This window comes from Devosia honganensis, from assembly GCF_042648785.1.
Classification (GTDB): domain Bacteria; phylum Pseudomonadota; class Alphaproteobacteria; order Rhizobiales; family Devosiaceae; genus Devosia; species Devosia honganensis.
The window spans coordinates 317,529-335,933 of record NZ_JBHRYD010000010.1; the positions used below are offsets into that span (position 1 = coordinate 317,529).

General features: G+C 65.3%; 18 protein-coding genes and 1 tRNA gene. 11 read left to right on the forward strand and 8 right to left on the reverse strand.

The genetic code is table 11. From position 1 onward, the window contains the following. Positions 1 to 17: 17 nt before the first annotated feature. Both murA and ACFOOL_RS12565 read right to left on the reverse strand, forming a co-directional pair. Entirely contained in the window at positions 18 to 1,307 is a 1,290-nt protein-coding gene (murA, locus tag ACFOOL_RS12560; RefSeq protein WP_380097452.1) for a UDP-N-acetylglucosamine 1-carboxyvinyltransferase, read from the reverse strand. A gap of 128 nt (positions 1,308 to 1,435) precedes the next feature. Further along, on the reverse strand, positions 1,436 to 1,633 hold the full coding sequence (locus ACFOOL_RS12565) for a hypothetical protein (protein WP_380097453.1): 198 nt from the start codon (positions 1,631 to 1,633) through the stop codon (positions 1,436 to 1,438). 83 nt (positions 1,634 to 1,716) lie between these two features. On the opposite strand from ACFOOL_RS12565, the gene ACFOOL_RS12570 reads away from it, so the two are divergent. Continuing rightward, positions 1,717 to 1,791, forward strand: a tRNA-Thr gene (locus ACFOOL_RS12570). Between the two features lie 36 nt (positions 1,792 to 1,827). Here the strand turns inward: ACFOOL_RS12570 and ACFOOL_RS12575 are convergent. Together ACFOOL_RS12575 and ACFOOL_RS12580 are read right to left on the reverse strand one after the other, a co-directional pair. After that, positions 1,828 to 2,235 (reverse strand): VOC family protein, encoded by a 408-nt coding sequence (locus ACFOOL_RS12575; RefSeq protein WP_380097455.1) that lies wholly within the window; start codon positions 2,233 to 2,235, stop codon positions 1,828 to 1,830. A gap of 70 nt (positions 2,236 to 2,305) precedes the next feature. Further along, on the reverse strand, positions 2,306 to 2,671 hold the full coding sequence (locus ACFOOL_RS12580; RefSeq protein ID WP_380097457.1) for a YciI family protein: 366 nt from the start codon (positions 2,669 to 2,671) through the stop codon (positions 2,306 to 2,308). Positions 2,672 to 3,053: 382 nt separating this feature from the next. Between ACFOOL_RS12580 and ACFOOL_RS12585 the strand changes: the two genes are divergently transcribed. The 7 genes from ACFOOL_RS12585 to ACFOOL_RS12615 all read left to right on the forward strand — a co-directional run bounded on the left by ACFOOL_RS12585 (position 3,054) and on the right by ACFOOL_RS12615 (position 11,183). Next, the gene (locus tag ACFOOL_RS12585) at positions 3,054 to 4,694 is read left to right on the forward strand and encodes a TIGR04028 family ABC transporter substrate-binding protein (protein WP_380097458.1); all 1,641 of its coding nucleotides are present in this window, start codon (positions 3,054 to 3,056) and stop codon (positions 4,692 to 4,694) included. 47 nt (positions 4,695 to 4,741) lie between these two features. Then, a complete protein-coding gene (locus tag ACFOOL_RS12590; RefSeq protein ID WP_380097459.1) occupies positions 4,742 to 5,689 on the forward strand; it encodes an ABC transporter permease in 948 nt (315 codons plus the stop codon). Positions 5,690 to 5,711: 22 nt separating this feature from the next. Next, complete coding sequence (locus tag ACFOOL_RS12595; protein WP_380097496.1) at positions 5,712 to 6,539, forward strand: ABC transporter permease; 828 nt, start codon at positions 5,712 to 5,714, stop codon at positions 6,537 to 6,539. Continuing rightward, positions 6,536 to 8,164, forward strand: coding sequence for a dipeptide ABC transporter ATP-binding protein (locus ACFOOL_RS12600; RefSeq protein WP_380097460.1), 1,629 nt, complete (start codon positions 6,536 to 6,538; stop codon positions 8,162 to 8,164). Before ACFOOL_RS12595 ends, ACFOOL_RS12600 begins: the two co-directional genes overlap by 4 nt. A gap of 151 nt (positions 8,165 to 8,315) precedes the next feature. Then, the gene (locus ACFOOL_RS12605) at positions 8,316 to 9,788 is read left to right on the forward strand and encodes an NAD(P)-binding domain-containing protein (RefSeq protein WP_380097461.1); all 1,473 of its coding nucleotides are present in this window, start codon (positions 8,316 to 8,318) and stop codon (positions 9,786 to 9,788) included. After that, positions 9,785 to 10,378: a 2-hydroxychromene-2-carboxylate isomerase gene (locus ACFOOL_RS12610; protein WP_380097462.1), complete on the forward strand. Its 594-nt coding sequence runs from the start codon at positions 9,785 to 9,787 to the stop codon at positions 10,376 to 10,378. Before ACFOOL_RS12605 ends, ACFOOL_RS12610 begins: the two co-directional genes overlap by 4 nt. Positions 10,379 to 10,400: 22 nt before the next feature. After that, positions 10,401 to 11,183 carry an SDR family NAD(P)-dependent oxidoreductase gene (locus tag ACFOOL_RS12615; RefSeq protein ID WP_380097463.1) on the forward strand — a complete coding sequence of 261 codons (783 nt, stop codon included), beginning with the start codon at positions 10,401 to 10,403 and terminating at the stop codon, positions 11,181 to 11,183. Positions 11,184 to 11,264: 81 nt separating this feature from the next. Here ACFOOL_RS12615 and ACFOOL_RS12620 read toward each other — a convergent pair whose 3' ends face one another. Next, a complete protein-coding gene (locus ACFOOL_RS12620; protein ID WP_380097464.1) occupies positions 11,265 to 11,654 on the reverse strand; it encodes a PRC-barrel domain-containing protein in 390 nt (129 codons plus the stop codon). A 153-nt stretch (positions 11,655 to 11,807) separates the two neighbouring features. Here ACFOOL_RS12620 and ACFOOL_RS12625 point away from each other — a divergent pair, with 153 nt between their 5' ends. Then, positions 11,808 to 12,095 (forward strand): hypothetical protein, encoded by a 288-nt coding sequence (locus tag ACFOOL_RS12625; protein WP_380097465.1) that lies wholly within the window; start codon positions 11,808 to 11,810, stop codon positions 12,093 to 12,095. 324 nt (positions 12,096 to 12,419) lie between these two features. Here the strand turns inward: ACFOOL_RS12625 and ACFOOL_RS12630 are convergent, their stop codons facing one another. Beyond that, entirely contained in the window at positions 12,420 to 13,085 is a 666-nt protein-coding gene (locus tag ACFOOL_RS12630) for an OmpA family protein (protein ID WP_380097466.1), read from the reverse strand. 306 nt (positions 13,086 to 13,391) lie between these two features. Here ACFOOL_RS12630 and ACFOOL_RS12635 point away from each other — a divergent pair, with 306 nt between their 5' ends. Further along, positions 13,392 to 14,345, forward strand: a complete 954-nt coding sequence (locus tag ACFOOL_RS12635; protein WP_380097467.1) for a hypothetical protein — start codon at positions 13,392 to 13,394, stop codon at positions 14,343 to 14,345. A 220-nt stretch (positions 14,346 to 14,565) separates the two neighbouring features. Here the strand turns inward: ACFOOL_RS12635 and ACFOOL_RS12640 are convergent, their stop codons facing one another. Next, positions 14,566 to 15,336: an SDR family NAD(P)-dependent oxidoreductase gene (locus tag ACFOOL_RS12640; RefSeq protein WP_380097468.1), complete on the reverse strand. Its 771-nt coding sequence runs from the start codon at positions 15,334 to 15,336 to the stop codon at positions 14,566 to 14,568. A gap of 114 nt (positions 15,337 to 15,450) precedes the next feature. Then, positions 15,451 to 16,773 (reverse strand): hypothetical protein, encoded by a 1,323-nt coding sequence (locus ACFOOL_RS12645; protein ID WP_380097469.1) that lies wholly within the window; start codon positions 16,771 to 16,773, stop codon positions 15,451 to 15,453. 297 nt (positions 16,774 to 17,070) lie between these two features. On the opposite strand from ACFOOL_RS12645, the gene hemA reads away from it, so the two are divergent. Further along, entirely contained in the window at positions 17,071 to 18,351 is a 1,281-nt protein-coding gene (gene hemA, locus ACFOOL_RS12650) for a 5-aminolevulinate synthase (protein ID WP_380097471.1), read from the forward strand. Positions 18,352 to 18,405 lie beyond the last annotated feature (54 nt).

Consider the following 18,405-nt stretch of genomic DNA (forward strand, 5'->3'; position numbering starts at 1 on the left):
TCTTCGCGGGCGGGGCCCTACCCCGCGACGCGCTCGATCTCGGCGCCGCACTGGCCCAGCTTTTCCTCCAGCCGCTCGAAGCCGCGGTCGAGGTGATAGATGCGGTTGACCACGGTTTCGCCCTGGGCGGCGAGTCCCGCGATCACCAGCGATACCGAGGCCCGCAAATCGGTGGCCATGACCTGGGCGCCCTTCAATTGCGGCTTGCCGTGAATGGTGGCCACCTGGCCGTTGACGGCGATGTCGGCCCCGAAGCGCACCAGTTCGGCCACATGCATGTAGCGGTTCTCGAAAATGGTCTCGCGGATCTGGCTGACCCCGGTGCTCATGGTCATCAGCGCCATGAACTGCGCCTGCAGATCGGTGGGGAAGCCGGGAAAGGGATCGGTCTCGACGTCGACCGGCTGGATGCCGTTGCCATTGCGCCTGACGCGCAGGCCGCCGCTTTCCTGCATCAGCTCGACGCCGGTCCGGCGCAGGATGTCCAGCGCCGCCTCGAGATGCTCGGACCGCGCCCCGCGCAGCAGCACGTCGCCCCCGGTCATGGCCGCGGCCATGGCGAAAGTGCCGGTCTCGATGCGGTCGGGAATGACCTCCACCGTCGCGCCGTGCAGCCGGTCCACGCCCTCGATGGTCAGCGTGCGGGTGCCGATGCCGGAGATTTTCGCGCCCATGGCCACGAGGCATTCGGCCACATTGGTGACTTCGGGCTCCTGGGCCGCATTCTCGATCACCGTGACGCCGCGCGCCAGGCTCGCGGCCATCAGCATGGTGTGGGTGGCGCCCACCGAGACCTTGGGGAAGCTGATCGTCGTGCCGACCAGCCCGCCCTCGGGCGCGCGGGCGACGACATAGCCCTCGTCGATATCGATTTCCGCGCCCAGCTGCTGCAGGCCGTAAAGGAAGAGATCGACCGGGCGCGTGCCGATGGCGCAGCCGCCCGGCAGCGAGACGCGCGCCTCGCGGCAGCGCGCCAGAAGCGGCCCGATGACCCAGAAGCTGGCCCGCATCTTGGAGACCAGCTCGTAGGGCGCCGTGGTGTCGACGATGTCGGCGGCATGGAAGGTCATGCGCTGGCCAGCGCCCTCCTCGCCGCGGCGGCGGCCATGCACGGCGATGTCGACGCCGTGATTCTCGAGGATGCGCTCGAGCTGCTTGACGTCGGCCAGCCGCGGCACATTGGTCAGCACCAGCGGTTCGTCGGTCAGAAGCGAGGCGATCATCAGCGGCAGGGCGGCGTTCTTGGCGCCGGAGATGGGGATTTCGCCCCGAAGCTCGTTGCCGCCGACCAAACGAATACGATCCATGAAGAAGTCCTCAATACGGGCCCTGGGGCCTGCTACCTGGTGGGAGGTAGGCGAGGTCTTCGTTGCCGCTTGGGCCAGACCAGCCGCACTCTGGAAAGGGTGACGATGTAGAATCGCCCGAAAATGGTTTACGGTTTCTTGTCCGCGTCCGTTTCGGGGGCCGAAGCGTCGGGGTCCGGCTCGTGCCCTGCGGCGCGCGCCCTTGCCTGCTGCTTGCGGCGCTTGAGGTTTTCGCGGAGCTTTGCGGCCAATCTTTGCTCACGCAGCGCCGCTTGTTCCGATTTGCCCATTGCTTCCCGGCCCATCGAGTCGTCGGGGGCGGTCATAGGCCGTTTTTGGCCTTGCGTCGAGCCGGACGCTATGGCAAAGGAGCCCCCGTCGCCGCCGGTCCTCCCGAGCCGCCCCAATTGCTGCCGTAGCTCAGTGGTAGAGCACTCCCTTGGTAAGGGAGAGGCCGTCAGTTCAATCCTGACCGGCAGCACCAGTTTCCCTCAGGTTTCAGCCAATCCCCGATGCCGGATCATTCCGTGGCGGGGGAATCGATCACCCAGGTGACGCCGAAGCGGTCCTGCGTCATGCCGAAGCCCGGCGACCATGGCTGGGGTCCGAAGGGTATGGCCGCCTCGCCGCCCTTCGACAAGGCCTCGAAGATACGGCGGGCGTCCTCGACGGAATCGGCGGAGACGGTGACGCTATAGCCCTTGCGGCCGGCGAAATCCCCCATGTCCTGGCCCATCAGCGCCTGGTCGCCGATATCGATCCAGGCATGCAGGATGCGGTCGAGGCGGTCCTCGGGAACATTGTCCGCAATTCCGGGCATATCGCGGTGGCTGATCATGGCGCGGACCTCGCCGCCCAGAATGCGGGCATATTCGGTGAACGCTTCGCGGCAATCACCGTCGAAATCGATATTGGCAACGACTTTCATGAACTTCCTCCTTGATGGATGGGTAAGTTTAATCCGGCATCCGTGCCGGAATATGTCAGGGGCGGCAAAATCAGTAATTGGCGCCGCCGGCGATCCCGCGCAGCTCCAGAACCAGCTCCGGCAGCCCGTTGTCGACATGCAGCTGCATGAATTCGCGGGCCAGCGCCGTCGCCGCTTCGAGATCGGGCGCCTCGAACACGGCATAGCCGCCGATGACCTCCTTGGCTTCGGCAAAGGGTCCATCGAGCACGGCGATCCCGCCGTCCCGCCCGACGAGGCGCTTGCCTTGGCTGGCGGGCTCGAGGCCACCGGTCGAGACCAGCGCGCCGTCCCCGAGGCGCTTTTCCATCCACGGCCCCATCGCGTCCATCAGCCCTTGCGGAATGTCTTCCGGCCGGAGATCGGCGGGCGGGACGATGCTCATGAAATAGCGCATGGAAATTCCTCCGGATTTGTCGCTGTTTATACCGACACGACGGACGACCCCGGCAGCGTTCGACACCGCATGGCGGATTTTTCGGCCCGTGCCGGCAATGGCGCCGCCGCACCCCAAATTGCGCTTCGGACGAATTTTGCGCCCGGGCCGGGGCCGGCGCGCCATAATTTCATCGCCAGCGGGCAAATTGGGATCGAACTGCGCCCGCGGCGGTTCTCAGCCTCGACCCCGGAATGCTAATTCTTATCGGGCCAATCGAGATTGCATTCATCACCCGGATTGGAACGGTTTCATCGCCCGGCGCCCCGCCGGGCGAGCCCTTCAGCCGCGCCCGGCAGGCATCGGTCTGCCGCGCTTGCGCCCGCAGGAAAAGGTCATCGACGTGTCGTATTCCACCACCCGCCGCCAGCTTCTTCGCAATTTCGCCGCGACCGGCGCCCTGATCGCCGGCGGCCTTCTGGCCGCTCCGGCCCTCGCCCAGGACGCCGTTCCGGGCGGGACGCTGATCTATCTGGAAAAGCAGGCCCATACGAGCCTCTATCCGCCCGCCGCCGGCTTCTATCCCAATGCCGGCCTGCTCAATCAGATCACTGACAAGCTCACCTATCAGAATTCCGAGACGCTGGAGATCGAGCCCTGGATCGCCCGCTCCTGGGAGATCAATGCCGACGCCACCGAATATGTCTTCCATCTGCGCGGGGGCGTCACATTTTCGGACGGCACCCCGCTCGACGCCGCGGCGGTGGCCGCCAATTACGACATTTTCGGGCTCGGCAACGCCGACCTCAAGCTCACCGTCTCGGAAGCCATCAGCAATTACGACCACAGCGAAATCATCGATCCGCTGACGGTCAAGCTGGTCTTCAACGCTCCCGCGCCCGGCTTCCTGCAGGCCACCGCCACCCCCACTTCGGGGCTGGTTTCGCCCGCGACGCTGGCCCGTCCTGTGGATGAGCTGGGCCAGGCGCCCAACATTGTCGGCTCGGGTCCCTTCGTCGTCGCCAGCGAGGTGCTGGGCACGGAAATCCAGCTCGTCGCCCGCGAGGATTACGCCTGGGGCCCGGCCAGCCTGGAGCATCAGGGCCGCGCCTATCTCGACGGCATCTCCATCCTGACGGTGCCCGAGGACGGGGTGCGCATCGGCGCCCTGCTCTCCGGGCAGGGCGATTTCATCCGCCAGGTCCACGCCTATGACGAGGCCCAGGTCAACGCCGCCGGCTACACCGTCTATGGCGCCCAGACCCGCGGCACCACCCATTCCGTGGCCTTCCGCCCGAGCAATCCGCTGGTGGCCGAACTGAAGGTCCGCCAGGCGCTGCTGCACGCGACCAATGCGCAGGAAATCATCGATACGCTCTATTCGGACAACTACCCCAGGGCGCGCTCGCCGCTGTCCTCGGTGTCCGCCGGCTTTATCGATCTGGGCGACCAGTTGACCTTCGACACCGCCCTCGCCAACAGCCTGCTCGACGAGGCCGGCTGGGTGGCGGGCGCCGACGGCATCCGCGAAAAGGATGGCCGGCGCCTGTCGCTGGGCGTCTATGAATCGCTCAACTACGCGCGCAGCAAGGAAACGCTGCAATTGCTGGCGCAGCAGTGGAAGGCGGTCGGGGCCGAGCTCAATTTGCTGGCCGGCGAGGCGGCGACGCGGACCGCCGACGATCTCGATCCGCTCAAGACCCCGCTGGTGCCCACCAAGGTCGAACGCGCCGATCCCGACGTGCTCAAGAGCCAGTATTATCCCACCACCCGCGACCAGCTCCGGCAGGTCGGCGGCCGGGGCATCGACACCACTTTCATCGACGAGGAGCTCAACGCCATCCTCGACAGCATCGCCTCCGAGCCGGATGCGCAAAAGCGCCTCGAGCATACCGCCGAGGCCCAGCGCCACCTCATCGAACAGGCCTATGTCATCCCCTTCTTCGAGGAGCCCCAGTCCTTTGCCGGCGCTCCCTATGTCAAGGGCATTGCGTTCGAGGCGGTCGGGCGTCCGGTGTTCTACAGCACCTGGCTGGATCGCTAGGGCCATGGCGCGGCCCGGACCCATCACGGCAGCTTCACGGACGGACCATGTTTGATCCCCGATACATCGTCTCGCGCATCGTGCAGGCCATCGTCGTGCTCTGGGCCGCCTTCACCCTCTCCTTCATCCTCCTGCAATTGATGCCGGGGGATGCGGTGTTCATCAAGTTCATGGGCGCCGATTACGTGCTGACGCCCGAACAGCTCGCCCATATCCGGGCGGCCTATGGCGCCGACACGCCGCCCCTGCAGCAATATGCCGGCTCGCTGCTCAACATGCTGTCGGGGGATTTGGGCTATTCGATCGATGCGGGCGTGCCGGTCGCGGCGCTGCTGGCCGACAATATCTGGCCCACCATGCGGCTGGCCGGGCTGGCGTTCCTGGCGGCGGCCTTTCTCAGCTTCCTTTTGGCCTTCCTCTCCTATTTCGCGCCCTTCGCCTGGCTGCGCCGGGCGCTCACCGCCCTGCCCTCGCTGTTCGTGGCGGTGCCCGCCTTCTGGCTGGGCATCATGCTCATCCAGATCTTCTCCTTCCGGCTCGGGCTCATCCCGGTGATCAATCCGGGGCCCTGGAAGGGGCTGATCCTGCCGGTGGCGACACTGGCCGTGCCCATCAGCGCGCCCATCGCCCAGATCCTCATCCGCAATATCGACGAGGTCATGACCCGGCCGTTCGTTGCGGCGGCGCGGGCCAAGGGGGCATCGCTGGGCTGGGTGTTCTCGCGCCACGTTCTGGGCAATGCGCTGCTGCCGGTGCTGACCATTGCCGGCATGCTGTTCGGCGAATTGCTGGCCGGTGCAGTGGTGACCGAGACCGTGTTCGGCCTCAACGGCATCGGCCGGCTGACGGAAGCCGCGGTGGCCACGCTCGACGTCGCGGTGCTCCAGGCCGTGGTGTTGCTGTCGGCCACCTGCTTCGTGGCCATCAACCTTCTGGTCGACCTGCTCTATCCGGTGCTCGACCCCAGATTGCGCTACGCGGCAAAGGCGGTGTGACGTGACGTTCCAGGAAAACGCCCTGCCGGCGGCGAGAAAGCCGGCGCGGACCCTTTTCGGCCCTGTCGGCCCCGCGACCGCGCTGGCCGGGCTGGTGCTGGCCGTCGCCCTGCTCTGGGCGGTCATGCCGGGGCTGTTCGCCACGCACGATCCCTATCTGAGCGTGCCGGGCCAGCAGCTCAGCCCCCCGAGCGCCGCCAATTTCTTCGGCACCGACGCTATCGGGCGGGACCTTTATTCCCGCGTCGTGCACGGCTCGGTCCATTCGCTGAGCGGGGCGCTGGTGGCGACGCTGGTGGGGCTCGTCGCCGGCTCGGCGCTGGGCCTGCTGTCCGGCGCCATCGGCGGGGTGGTCGACGAGATCGCCATGCGCTTCGTCGATGTGCTGCTGTCCATCCCCGGCCTGCTGCTGGCCCTCAGCATCATCATCCTCCTGGGCTTCGGCACCTTCAACGCCTCGATCGCAGTGGGCGCTTCGGCGGTGGCGGCCTTCGCCCGGCTGATGCGCTCGGAGGTGATCCGGGTGCGGCGCAGCGACTATGTCGAGGCCGCGGTGGGCAGCGGTGGCACGCTGGTAACAGTGCTCTGGCGCCATGTGCTGCCCAATTCGCTGACCTCGGTGATCGCCTTTTCGGCGCTGCAATTCGGCTCGGCCATCCTGACGCTGTCGACCCTCAGCTTCCTGGGCTATGGGGCGCCGCCGCCGACGCCGGAATGGGGGCTGCTGGTTTCCGAGGGCCGCAACTATGTGGCCACCGCCTGGTGGCTCACCGCCGCGCCGGGCATCGTCGTCGTCATCGTGGTGCTCGCCGCCAACCAGCTCAGCAAGTCGATCCGGGGGCAGTCATGAATTTCGCCGCGCCCATTCTCGACATACCGGCGCTGGAAGTGCGCGATCTGGTCGTCTCCTACGGCAGGGGCCACCGGTCGCAGCGCGCCGTCCATGGCGTCTCCTTCCGGCTGGAGCGCGGGGAAACGCTCGCCATCGTGGGCGAATCCGGCTCGGGCAAGACCACCACGGCCCAGTCGATCATCGGCCTGCTCTCGGGCGGGCGGATCGAGGGCGGGCAGGTGCTGCTCAATGGCGGCGATATCGCCCGCTGGTCCGACCGGCAGTTGGACGGCCTGCGCGGCTCGCGCATCGGCCTCGTGCCGCAGGACCCCGGCAGTTCGCTCAACCCGATCCGCACCATCGGATCGCAACTGGGCGAGATGTTCCGCATCCATCGCCAGCCGCTGGGCAAGGCCGAGATCCGCGAAAGGGTCCTCGGCCTGCTCGAAAAGGTGGGGCTGTCCGCCCCGGAGCTGCGCTACGACCAATATCCGCATCAATTGTCGGGCGGCATGCGCCAGCGCGTGCTCATCGCCATGGCCATCGCGCTCGAGCCCGAGCTGATCATCGCCGACGAGCCGACCAGCGCGCTGGACGTCACCGTGCAGAAGCACATCCTGGATCTCATCGACGCGCTCAAGGCCCAGTCGGGGTCCTCGGTGCTGCTGGTCACCCACGATCTGGGCGTGGCCGCCGACCGGGCCGATGCCATCGTGGTCATGCAGGGCGGCCGCATCGTCGAGGCCGGGCGCACCAGAACCATCCTCGCCGCGCCCGAAAGCGCCTATACCCGGAAGCTGCTGGCCGACGCGCCCGCCTTTTTCGCGCCTCCGCCCCGTGCCCTGCGCGCCGGAAGCGACGACATCGTGGTCGTCGAGGAGCTGCGCAAGGATTTTCATACCGCGGGCCGCGCCGAGCCCCTGCGCGCCGTCGACGCCCTCTCCTTTCGCGTCGCGCGCGGCTCGACCCACGCCATCGTGGGCGAATCGGGCAGCGGCAAGACCACCGCGATCCGCATGGTCACCGGCTTCGAAAAGCCCACCTCCGGCCGCGTCGTGGTGGGCGGGCAGGAGGTGACCGCCATTGCCGGCGAGGCCCGCCGGCAGTTCCGCCGCACCGTCCAGCTCGTCTATCAGAACCCCTATAGCTCGCTCGATCCCCGCCAGAGCATCTTTGCCATCGTCGAGGAGCCGCTGCTCAATTTCGAGGCCGTATCGGCGGCGGAGCGCCGGCGGCGCGTCGAGGACATGATCGGGCGCGTCGGCCTGCCCGCCGCCGTGCTGGAGCGGCGCCCCTCGGCGCTTTCGGGCGGGCAGAGGCAGCGCGTCGCCATCGCCCGGGCGCTGATCCTGCGGCCCGAGATCCTGGTGCTGGACGAGGCCGTCTCGGCGCTCGACGTCACCGTCCAGGCCCGCATCCTCGAATTGCTGGCTCGGCTCCAGGAGGAATTCGGCCTGACCTACATCTTCGTTTCCCACGATCTCGCCGTGGTGCGCCAGATCGCCGATACCGTCTCGGTGATGCAGGGCGGGCGCGAAGTGGAGAGGGGCGGCGTCGAGGAGGTCTTCGGCAATCCGCGGCACGCCTACACCAAAGAGCTGATCGCCAGCATTCCGGGCCGCCGGCAAGCCGCCGCGTTCTAGAGCGTTTCCAGCAAAAGTGGCAACGGTTTCGTGGTTCGGAAACGCGATAAAAAACAAAGACTTGGAGCAATTTCAGCGTTTTAGAGAAACGGTGAAATTCTCCAGACATTCCCTTTCTCCGGCGTCCCGCCGCAACGGCTCACCGCACAAGATGACCTATGCCCTTCCCCAAAGCCTCGCCGAACTCGAGGCGCGTCTCGCCCAGGACCTGCTCTGGCTCAACCGGCCGGCCAGGCCCTGGGTCGAGGCGCGTCATGCCGATGGCGCGGAGGTGCTGGACGTGGCGGTCGTCGGCGCGGGCCTTAACGGGCTGATCGCGCTCGCCGCGCTCGGCATGCACGGCATCTACCGGGTGCGCGCCTTCGACCGCGCCCCGGCGGGCCGGGAAGGGCCATGGGTCACCTATGCCCGCATGGACACCTTGCGGACCGCCAAGGAGCTGCCGGGGCTGGCCCTGGGCATGCCGGCGCTCACCTTCCGCGCCTGGTACGAAGCCCGGTTCGGCCGCGCCGCCTTCGAGGCCATGGGGCTGATCCCGACGGCGCAGTGGATGGACTATCTGGTCTGGTATCGAAAGGTGCTGGGGCTGGACGTGGTCAACGAGGCGGACGTCACCGCCGTCGCCCATCGCGATGACGGCCTGTTCGAGCTGACCTATCGGCGGGGGGACGCCAACCATGTCGCATTCGCGCGCCGCCTCGTCATCGCCTCGGGGCTCGACGGGCTCGGCGCGCCGGTCGTGCCGGCGGTGGCGCAGCGGATAGACCCCCGCTATCGCGCGCATGGCGCCGAGGTGATCGACATGCGGGCGCTGCAGGGACGGCGCGTGGCGGTGGTCGGCTCCGGCTCCTCGGCCATGGACAATGCCGCCTCCGCCCTCGAGGCCGGCGCGGCGCGGGTCGATATTTTCGTGCGGCGCGAGACGCTGGCCAAGATCGACAAGCTCGCCGGCATTGGCGGCCTGGGCACGCGGCACGGCTATTTCGACCTGCCCGACGCCGACAAATGGGAGATCATGAGCGAGGCGGCCAAGGCGACCACGCCCCCGCCGCGCCATAGCGTGCTGCGCGTCTCGGCCTGGCCCAATGCGCATTTCCACCTGTCGAGCCCGGTTCTCGATCTGGTCGAGCGCGGCGGCGCCATCGAGTTGGTGACGCCCAAGGGCCGCTATTGCGCCGATTTCATCATCTTCGCCACCGGCTTCGGCATCGACTTTTCCCAGCGGCCCGAATTTTCCGCCATCACCGAGCGGGCGCTGCTGTGGGGCGAGGCCTATCGGCCGCCCCCCGACCGGGCCAATCCGGCACTCGCCCTGTCGCCCTATCTGGGCCCTGCCTTCGAGTTCACTCCAAGGCCCGGCAATCCGGACCATGCCTGGCTGTCCCACGCCTATTGCTTCTCGTTTCCGTCCCTGCTCTCGCACGGCAAGATCAATAGCGGCATCCCTTCGGTGAACGAGGGCGCCGCCACGCTGGCCAATGGCATCGCCCGGTCGCTGTTCCGCGAGGATCGCAGCGCGCTGCTGGAGAAATTCCATGCCTATGCCGGCAGCGAACTGACCGGCGACGAATGGACGGACGCCGACGCAATTTCCCCCATCCAATCCATCGGGAGTCGATCATGACCAGAAAACAGGTCTACTATTTCCATTCGCTGAGCTCGCCCTGGGCCTATCTGGGCTGGCCGCAATTCAAGGCGCTGATCGAAAAGCACGATCTGGACGTGGTGGTGCGCACCACCACCGTGGTGCAGGAGAATGGCGGCGTGCCGCTGCGCTCGCGGCCCCAGGCGAGGCAGGATTATCATGCCATCGAGCTGGACCGCTGGCGCAAGCGGCTCGGCATGCCGCTCGTGCTCAAGCCCAAGCACTACCCCACCATCCCGCATTTCTCGGCGCGCATGGTGCTGGCCGCCGACAGCCTGGGCCTGCCGGCGCTGGAGTTGAGCCACGCCCTGCTCAGCGCCGTCTGGGCGGAAGAGCTCGACGTCAAGGACCCGGCGGTCCGCATCGCCAAGGCCGATTCGCTCGGGCTCGACGGCAAGCTGCTGCAATCCATGGAGGAGAGCCCCGAAATCATCGCCGCCTGGGAAGCCAGCGAGAACGAGGCCAAGGAGCGCGGCGTCTTCGGCACCCCCACCTGGTTCTACAGGGACGTGCCCTATTGGGGGCAGGACCGGCTGAGCTTTCTCGACGAAGCCCTGTCCGCCGATTGATCCGGCCTGAAGGAGACGGTTCATGGATTTGGGCTTGAACGGCCGCAAGGCGCTCATCTGCGGGGGCAGCGAGGGGATCGGCTATGCCACGGCCGACCTGCTCGGCGCCGAGGGCGTGCATCTGGTGCTGGCGGCGCGCAATGGGGAAAAGCTCGAGGGGGCGGCCCGAACCCTGCGCAGCCGCCACGGCGTGGAGGTCGATTGGGTGGCGGCCGATCTGGGGCAGCCGGAGGGGCGCGCCGCGCTGCTGCGCCAATGTCCCGATCCGGACATTCTCGTGCACAATGGCGGCTGGCCACGCACCGGGCGCGATTTCCGCCAATGGAGCCGCCAGGACTGGATCGCGGCGGTGGACCTGATGATGCTGGCGCCGATCGAGCTCATCACCGGCGTCATCGACGGCATGGCCGAACGCAAATTCGGGCGCGTCGTCGCGGTGACCTCCCGCTTCGTCAAGGAGCCGAAGGCCGAGCTGGGCCTGTCGGTGAGCCCGCGGCTGGGCCTTTCCGGCTTCATCACCGCCGTGGCGCGCCAATACGCCCCGCACAATGTCACCCTCAACACCGCCCTGCCCGGCATCATCGCCACCGAAACGCAATTTCAGCACGGGCGCGACCTGGCCGCCGCCGCCGACAAGAGCTTCGAGGAGATCTGGGCCGAGCGCTCCGCGACCAATTCGGCCAATCGCTTCGCCACCCCCGAGGAATTCGCTGCCCTGTGTGTCTTCCTCTGCGCTTCCCAGTCCGGCTTCCTCACCGGCCAGCACATTTTGAGCGACGGGGCCGGCTATCCGGGCGTCTTCTGAGGCCATCGGCAAACGAACGGCGCCCCCGGGAGGAGAGGCGCCGCTGGGCAATGATCAGGTGCTGAAAAAGCCGGGATACGGTCAGATCCAGTAAGGGGTCACGCCGTAATAGTCATAGACGCGGCGGCCGTTCTCGGCGGTCCAGTAGCCCTCGTCCTCGCGCTCATATCTGGGCGCGCCTTCGAGCTGCTCCTTGGTGATGTCCACGCGATAGCCGCCCAGGTTCTCGTCGTAGTTCAGCTTGGACCAGGGCAGCGGATAGTGGTCGTGGCCGATGCCGAGGAAACCGCCGAAGCTGAGCACGGCATAGGAGACCTTGCCGCTGCGCTTCTCGACGAGGATGCGCTCGATCGAGCCGATATGCTCGCCATGCGGATCGTAAACCTTGGTGCCCTCCACCTTGTCGGAGGCGATGAGGTCGTGGGTTTCCTTGAGATCGGCGCTGGCGGTGCGGGCGTCGTCGTAAGTCATGTGGTCCTCCATGAACGGGGTTTATGCGGGGACCAACGCCCTCATCGCCGTGGGGTTTCGGCATTTCCCGAAATGTGATCGGGCCGGCCGGCTCGGAACCCCTCCCCCGCGCGCGCATTGATCTTGCGGGCATGGCGAGCAGGGAGATGTGGAATGGCCAAGAAAACCAAGGCGCCGGAAGTGGCGAGCGCCGACTTTCTGGTGGACGAGAACGGCTCGCGCGTCGACCTGCCCGAGGGCGCGCCCATCAAGGTCGCCGGCGAACACGATCCCACGATCGGGGCGGCCGGCCCCACCAATTGGTGGCTCTACGGCCTGGGGGCGCTGGCCATCATCGTGGCCATCCTGCTGGTCATGCAGATTTTCTCGGGCGCCCCCGGCACCGACATGCAGCCCGGCACCCCCACCTCCGCCCCCGTGGTGGAGCCGGCCGCGCCCTAGAAGTTTTCAGGTTTTGACGGAAGCGGCGACCGGCGCCCCCTTGAGGGGAGGGCTATTGCATATGGATAAATCCGTGAGGCCGGCCCCTTCGCCTCCCTCCCCCTTGAGCGCTTCGAACTGTCCCGTAGGGTCAATCGCTCCGGTGGAGCGATTGAAGGTGAGAAGGCCATGAGAGCTATGCTCGAATGGCTGGGCCAGGTGGGGGTTCGGGATTGTCCGGGAATCCGATCAATTCATCGAGAAAATCGACGGCGCGGAACCCCCACCCCTAACCCCTCCCCCCCAAGGAGGAGAGGGGGCGCCGGCTCGATTGCCCTGGACGGCTCAGCCGCGGATGGGCGAGAGCTGGATTTCCACGCGCCGGTTCTGGGCGCGGCCCGCTTCGGTGGCGTTGGAGGCGATGGGGCTGCTTTCGCCCTTGCCCTCGATATAGAAGCGGCGCTGGTCGATGCCCTGATTGGCCAGGATGGTGGCGACCGAGACGGCGCGGCGCTGGCTGAGCGAGAGATTGTAGGAATCGTCGCCCTGGCTGTCGGTATGGCCGTAGACGTCCACGATGGTCTTGTCGAACTTCTTGAGCACCAGCCCGACCGAAACCAGCGTCTGGTTGAACTGCGGCTGCACCGTGGACTGGTCGGTGGCGAAGGTGATGTTGGAGGGCATGTTGAGGACGATCTGGTCGCCCACGCGGGTCACCGAGACGCCGGTGCCCTGCAATTGGGCGCGCAGTTCGGCTTCCTGCTGGTCCATGTAATTGCCGATGGCCGCGCCGGTGAGCCCGCCTACGCCCGCGCCGATCAGCGCCCCGACGCGCGGGTCGCCCCCCACGGCGGCGCCCACGATGGCGCCCGCCACCGCGCCTCCGCCCGCACCCAGGAGGCCCCCGCCGGCGGTGTTGGAGATGCGGCTCTGGCCGGTATAGGGATCGGTGGTGGTGCAGGCGCTGAGCGCCAGGGTCGCAGCAAGCGCGACGATGACCTTCGACTTCATGAATGTCCCCCTGAAGGATTTGCGAATGGAGTGGCCTTGTGTTGTCCCCTCAATAAGGCAGGAGCGTGGTAAGGCCAAGGCGATGAACGGGGTATGAATGAAGAAAGGGCGACGCTTGGCTGGGAACGGCGAAAATGGGGTGGAGAGCAGATGGTCGGCTTGTGGGTTATGGGCAAGACAAGCAGACGTTCAGCTACCGTTTGGTTCTCTCATCGTGGCGGTCCACTATGAGCTGGCATTCGAGATAAAATCTTGGCAAAAAGTCGCCCTTGCTCAGGTTGATGACAGACACGAGAATCCCACCCAATGATTGAGCGCACAAGAGTAATATTGCCTCACATCCACATAATGAAGAAATTTCCAGATGGAAAGGGGGCTCACGTAACAGGCCTGCTTTTACCCCATCTAATAGAAAGCCTGATCTTTTCTGGTGCGACCGAAATCCTGATAACGGACTCGTGGAGATATTCAAATCAATTCAACGACGAAATATCAAAATTACCAGAGTTGGCCAAAAGATATATCAAGGTCACCGAAATAAATAGACGTGTACATGTAATTGTAGATGATCTTTTCAATCCAGTTTTTGAAGATCTAGGTCTAGAAAACGATGGTGGTGGGTACTTGCATAAACGAGAAGCCAGTTCACCGGAGGAAGAAGAAGCGCGTATGTCTGCGATGTCCGCTCACGGATCGTTACCCAGATTTTTAGAGGCACTCTTCCTCAAGTCTCATTTTCACTTCGACATTCAAGAACTTTTTCAGCAGCTTGAAAACGTTAGAAACCAAAGTAGAAATCCAGAAACAAGGATCAAAATTGCTGGCATTCAAGGGATCTTGTCAACTTATCAACCATTTGATTTAGCGGCCGCAAGTTGCATTTCTACGGCATCTAAGTCCCAAACCGAGCGGCTAATGGAGATCATACTTTCGAGCGAATTCAAAGCACTGTCGTCCGAAACTTCAGCGCTAGGTGGCCTTACGAACATCCCACACATTATCTCGCAGATAAATTTCAGAACTCGGAAGCTCTTGAATTCTAGCGCCGCGAAAGGGTTGCTTAGCTACTCACAGAAAGCGGCAACAGCCGCCTCTGGTGTTCCAATCCCCACCACCGATTTGGCAGAAAGCCTATTGAAGGATGCTTTTCTGCCGCCGACAACTGACATGACCCAAATTATATCCAAGGCGAAGGCAAATTTGTCTACATCAAACCCTGAATTGGAATACAGTGAATATTTTGGCTTTAATACACTCTGACAGAATTGCAATTTTCCTCATTAATGACGGCGCGTGATCCAGGAGACTAAATGATTTGTACAGCTTGCCTTGGGATGAATTTGTTTTAAGGGTCGATTCAAATTTATGCCAAGCACGGTATTTGCAGAAGCGAACGGTCGGCTTTAGGGATTTCCCTAGACGTGCTTAACGACCACAATGGGGTCGAAAACCGCCGATGAACCATTGCGGGGGCCTCTGCCTATGTATTGGCCCAGCCCGCATCGACCAGAAAATGCTGCCCGGTGATCATCCGGCTGTCGTCGGCGGCCAGGAACAGCGCCATGCGGGCGCAATCCTGGGGGGCCAGATGGCCCGGGAGCGCCTGTTGCGCCTCGATCTGCTCGAGGTCTTCGGGGGTGATCCAGAGCTCGAGCTGGCGCGGGGTCATCACCGCGCCGGGCACCAGCGAATTGACGCGGATGCCGGAGCGGCCGAGCTCGCGCGCCATGGAGCGGGTGAGGCCGTGCATCGCCGCCTTGGCCGTTTCGTAGAGCGGGATGGACGGGGTCATGATCATCCAGCTTATCGAGCCGAAATTGATGATCGAGCCGCCGCCCTGCCGCGCCATGCCCGGCGCCACCGCCTGGATGGCGAAGAAGGCGTGTTTCAAATTCACCGCCATGCGCTCGTCCCAATAGGCCGGGGTCACCGCCGCCCAGTCATGGCGCTGGTCGTGGGCGGCATTGTTGACCAGAACGCGGGCCGCGCCATGCGCCTGGGCAAAGCCGGCTATGGCGGACTGGAAGGCCTCGGTGTCGGTGACGTCGCAGGGGGTGAAGCGCACCGTCTGCCCGGCCTCGGCCAGTTCGGCGGCGAGCGCCCGGCCCTGTTGGTCGGCGATATCGACGAAGCCGACCCGCGCGCCCTGCGCGGCGAAATGGCGGACCAGGGATTCCCCGATCCCCGAAGCCCCGCCGGAAATGACCACGGCGCGGTCCTCGAGGCTGGGATAGGAAGCAAATTCCGTCATGGTCCGATATCCGCCTGCGGCATTGGTCCGGCCTTCATAGCGGGCCGGCGATGGTCCCGCAAGCAGGATTGAGGTACGTACGTCAAACTTCGACCCCGCCGCTGTTCCGGCGGCTCAGCCCAGCCGCTCCACCGCGGGGGTCATGACATGCGGGGTCACTTCGCTTTCCTCCATTTCCGCGAGCAGCGCGCTGATCCTGCCGACATTGTCCAGATGCCGCTGCTCGAGCGAGAAATTGAAGGTGACGTAGTCCCGCCCCGGGCAGAAGGTGCAGATATTGACCTGCGAGTGCCAGGCGCCGCAATAGAGCGGCTCGACCATGCCCTGGGTCATCGGCCCGTAGGTGCGGTGCGGCGGCACCAGGGTCAGCACGATATGCATGCCGCCATTGAAGCGCCAGAAGCGCTTGTTGGGCAGGAAGGGCAGGACCCGGTTGACCGCCCGCAGCGCCCGGAACATCGAGTTGATCACCACCTGGAAGGAGGTGATGTCCTTCTGCTCGATGCGCGCCACGGTGTCGTCCACGGCGCGGACATAGGCGAGGAAATCCTCCATGACGGTGAAGCGGGCCTCCAGCGCCCGCACCCGGAAGAAATCGTCGTCGGTGGCGTTCCGCCTGGTGTCGAGCATGGTATAGGCGGCGCCGATCACCTTCCGGCTCATGTGCTTTTCGGCGCCCGCGCCGTTGAGCGCATGGGTGACGAGCGCGAACATCAAGGAGCGCTGCCGCACCCCCAGCCTGTTGGCGAGGCGGCGCAGGCGATGGCGCTCGATGGCGAGGGTGCGGAACCCCCAGGGCCGCTCGGGTGGCGCCAGGATATTGGCGACCACCATGTAGATCAGCGCCATCGTCCCCCCGCGCAGGGCGCTGCGGAAGCGGTCGCGCCAGGGCAGTTTGTTGGATTTGTCCGACTGCACGCCGTGGCCGGCCAGTTGCGAACGGGCCAGCAGCGCCGAATCCGACCCCTCGAGCAAGGCGTGGCTGGAGCGGACCTGCAGGATCGCCGCGCGGCCCTGGGCGTCCGGCCCGCCGCGGCGCACCGCCGCCATGACCCGGAACAGGGGCAGGTCCGGGCGCTCGAAGATATCGCCGGAGGCGCTCAGCCAGGCATCGGGATAGGCGTCGAAATCCTCGACCGTCTCGAGCGAGACGATGGCGTCGAGAAGATGTTTGGGAAATGGCTGGCCCGGCTGGGCGCCGACGAAGCCGTGGGTCAGCTGGGGGGCGAGGGCGACCATTTCGGCCACCATGTTGGCCAGGTCCTCGCGCCCGTAGCTGCGGGTGGAAAAGGCGGTGAAGAACACCGTGTCCCGCCCCTGGTAGAGGAACCACTGGAAATCGCTGAACAGGGCCTGGGGATGGCTGGCCGCCGCATGGGCCAGCACCGGCGCGTCCGCGTGCTGGCCGGCAAAGCTGGAAGACGAAAAGCTCTTCACCCCATACCCCCCTCATCCCCCCACAGGACAGGCGGATTTAAGCGCAGTCCGGGGATTCCGGCAATATCTTCCGGCGCGGCGGCCCTGCGGCGCGGGCGATTGCGGATTGGCAGATGGCGGCGCACTCCTTAGAATGAGTCTGATATTGGCGGGACACTTGCTGCGCATGTAAGGGGTTAGCGGTCCGAGCGCGTCGAATTGACCTATATCAAAACGGCGGTGGCGGGATTAGTTAAGAGCTTACCTGGCGTGGACGGCTGCCCTGCCGATCCTCGACACGCGCAAAGGAACGGCCCCATGGATTATCGCGGTATCTTCGAGGATGCAGTGGACGCACTGCGGGCGGAAAAGCGCTATCGCGTCTTTGCCGACCTGGAGCGGATCGCCGGGAGCTTTCCCCGCGCGCGCTATCGCGACGATGCCGACAATGCCCGCGAGATCACCATCTGGTGCTCGAACGACTATCTGGGCATGGGCCAGCACGAAAAGGTCGTGCGCGCCATGCAGGAGGCGGCCGGCACGATGGGCGTGGGCGCCGGGGGCACCCGCAATATTTCGGGCACCAACAGGCCGCTGGTCGAGCTGGAGCGCTCGCTCGCCGACCTGCACCGCAAGGAAGCGGCGCTGGTGTTCACCTCCGGCTTCGTGTCCAACGAGGCCTCGATCTCCACCATCGCCCGGCTGCTGCCCAACTGCATGATCTTCTCGGATCAGCTCAACCACGCCTCGATGATCCAGGGCGTGCGCCAGTCCGGCATGGAAAAGAAGATCTTCCGGCACAACGACGTGGCGCATCTGCGCGAGCTGCTGAGCCAGGTGGACCGCAAGCGGCCCAAGCTGATCGTCTTCGAATCGGTCTATTCCATGGATGGGGACATCGCCCCGATCAAGGAAATCTGCGACCTGGCCGAGGAGTTCGGGGCGCTGACCTATATCGACGAGGTCCATGCCGTGGGCATGTACGGCCCGCGCGGCGGCGGCATCGCCGAGCGCGAGGGGCTGATGGACCGGATCGACGTCATCGAGGGGACGCTGGCCAAGGGGTTCGGCGTCATGGGCGGCTATATCGCGGCCAATCGCTCGATCATCGACGCGGTGCGCTCCTATGCGCCCGAGTTCATCTTCACCACCGCCCTGCCGCCGGCGCTGTGCGCGGCGGCGCGCACCTCCATCGAGCATCTCAAGGGCAATGGCCACGAGCGCGTCATGCACCAGCGCCAGGCGCGGCTGACCAAGGCGATCCTGGCCGATGCCGGCCTGCCGGTGATGGAGACCGCCACCCATATCGTGCCGCTGATCGTGGGCGATGCGCGGGCGGTCAAGGCCGCCAGCGACATGCTGCTGGACAAGCACAACATCTATATCCAGCCCATCAACTATCCCACCGTGCCCAGGGGCACCGAGCGGCTGCGCATCACCCCCACCCCGCTCCACACCGACGAGATGATCTTCGAGTTGCGCCACGCGCTGGTGAGCGTCTGGACCAGCCTCGAGCTGCCGCGCGAAAAGGCCGATGCGGCCATCACCGCCAGCAAGCTGACCTCGGGCGACCTGACCCTGCCCAATCTGGGCGGCTGACCGACCCTGGCGGCGGCTAGGGGGTGGGAAAAGCTGACATCGATCAGTAAGGCT

What these genes read in the sequence shown, in the direction of transcription:
- murA (WP_380097452.1), bottom strand. Translation starts at nt 1,307, where the DNA reads ATGGATCGTATTCGTTTGGTCGGCGGCAACGAGCTTCGGGGCGAAATC.
- ACFOOL_RS12565 (WP_380097453.1), bottom strand. Translation starts at nt 1,633, where the DNA reads ATGACCGCCCCCGACGACTCGATGGGCCGGGAAGCAATGGGCAAATCG.
- ACFOOL_RS12575 (WP_380097455.1), bottom strand. Translation starts at nt 2,235, where the DNA reads ATGAAAGTCGTTGCCAATATCGATTTCGACGGTGATTGCCGCGAAGCG.
- ACFOOL_RS12580 (WP_380097457.1), bottom strand. Translation starts at nt 2,671, where the DNA reads ATGCGCTATTTCATGAGCATCGTCCCGCCCGCCGATCTCCGGCCGGAA.
- ACFOOL_RS12590 (WP_380097459.1), top strand. Translation starts at nt 4,742, where the DNA reads ATGTTTGATCCCCGATACATCGTCTCGCGCATCGTGCAGGCCATCGTC.
- ACFOOL_RS12600 (WP_380097460.1), top strand. Translation starts at nt 6,536, where the DNA reads ATGAATTTCGCCGCGCCCATTCTCGACATACCGGCGCTGGAAGTGCGC.
- ACFOOL_RS12605 (WP_380097461.1), top strand. Translation starts at nt 8,316, where the DNA reads ATGACCTATGCCCTTCCCCAAAGCCTCGCCGAACTCGAGGCGCGTCTC.
- ACFOOL_RS12610 (WP_380097462.1), top strand. Translation starts at nt 9,785, where the DNA reads ATGACCAGAAAACAGGTCTACTATTTCCATTCGCTGAGCTCGCCCTGG.
- ACFOOL_RS12615 (WP_380097463.1), top strand. Translation starts at nt 10,401, where the DNA reads ATGGATTTGGGCTTGAACGGCCGCAAGGCGCTCATCTGCGGGGGCAGC.
- ACFOOL_RS12620 (WP_380097464.1), bottom strand. Translation starts at nt 11,654, where the DNA reads ATGACTTACGACGACGCCCGCACCGCCAGCGCCGATCTCAAGGAAACC.
- ACFOOL_RS12625 (WP_380097465.1), top strand. Translation starts at nt 11,808, where the DNA reads ATGGCCAAGAAAACCAAGGCGCCGGAAGTGGCGAGCGCCGACTTTCTG.
- ACFOOL_RS12630 (WP_380097466.1), bottom strand. Translation starts at nt 13,085, where the DNA reads ATGAAGTCGAAGGTCATCGTCGCGCTTGCTGCGACCCTGGCGCTCAGC.
- ACFOOL_RS12635 (WP_380097467.1), top strand. Translation starts at nt 13,392, where the DNA reads ATGATTGAGCGCACAAGAGTAATATTGCCTCACATCCACATAATGAAG.
- ACFOOL_RS12640 (WP_380097468.1), bottom strand. Translation starts at nt 15,336, where the DNA reads ATGACGGAATTTGCTTCCTATCCCAGCCTCGAGGACCGCGCCGTGGTC.
- hemA (WP_380097471.1), top strand. Translation starts at nt 17,071, where the DNA reads ATGGATTATCGCGGTATCTTCGAGGATGCAGTGGACGCACTGCGGGCG.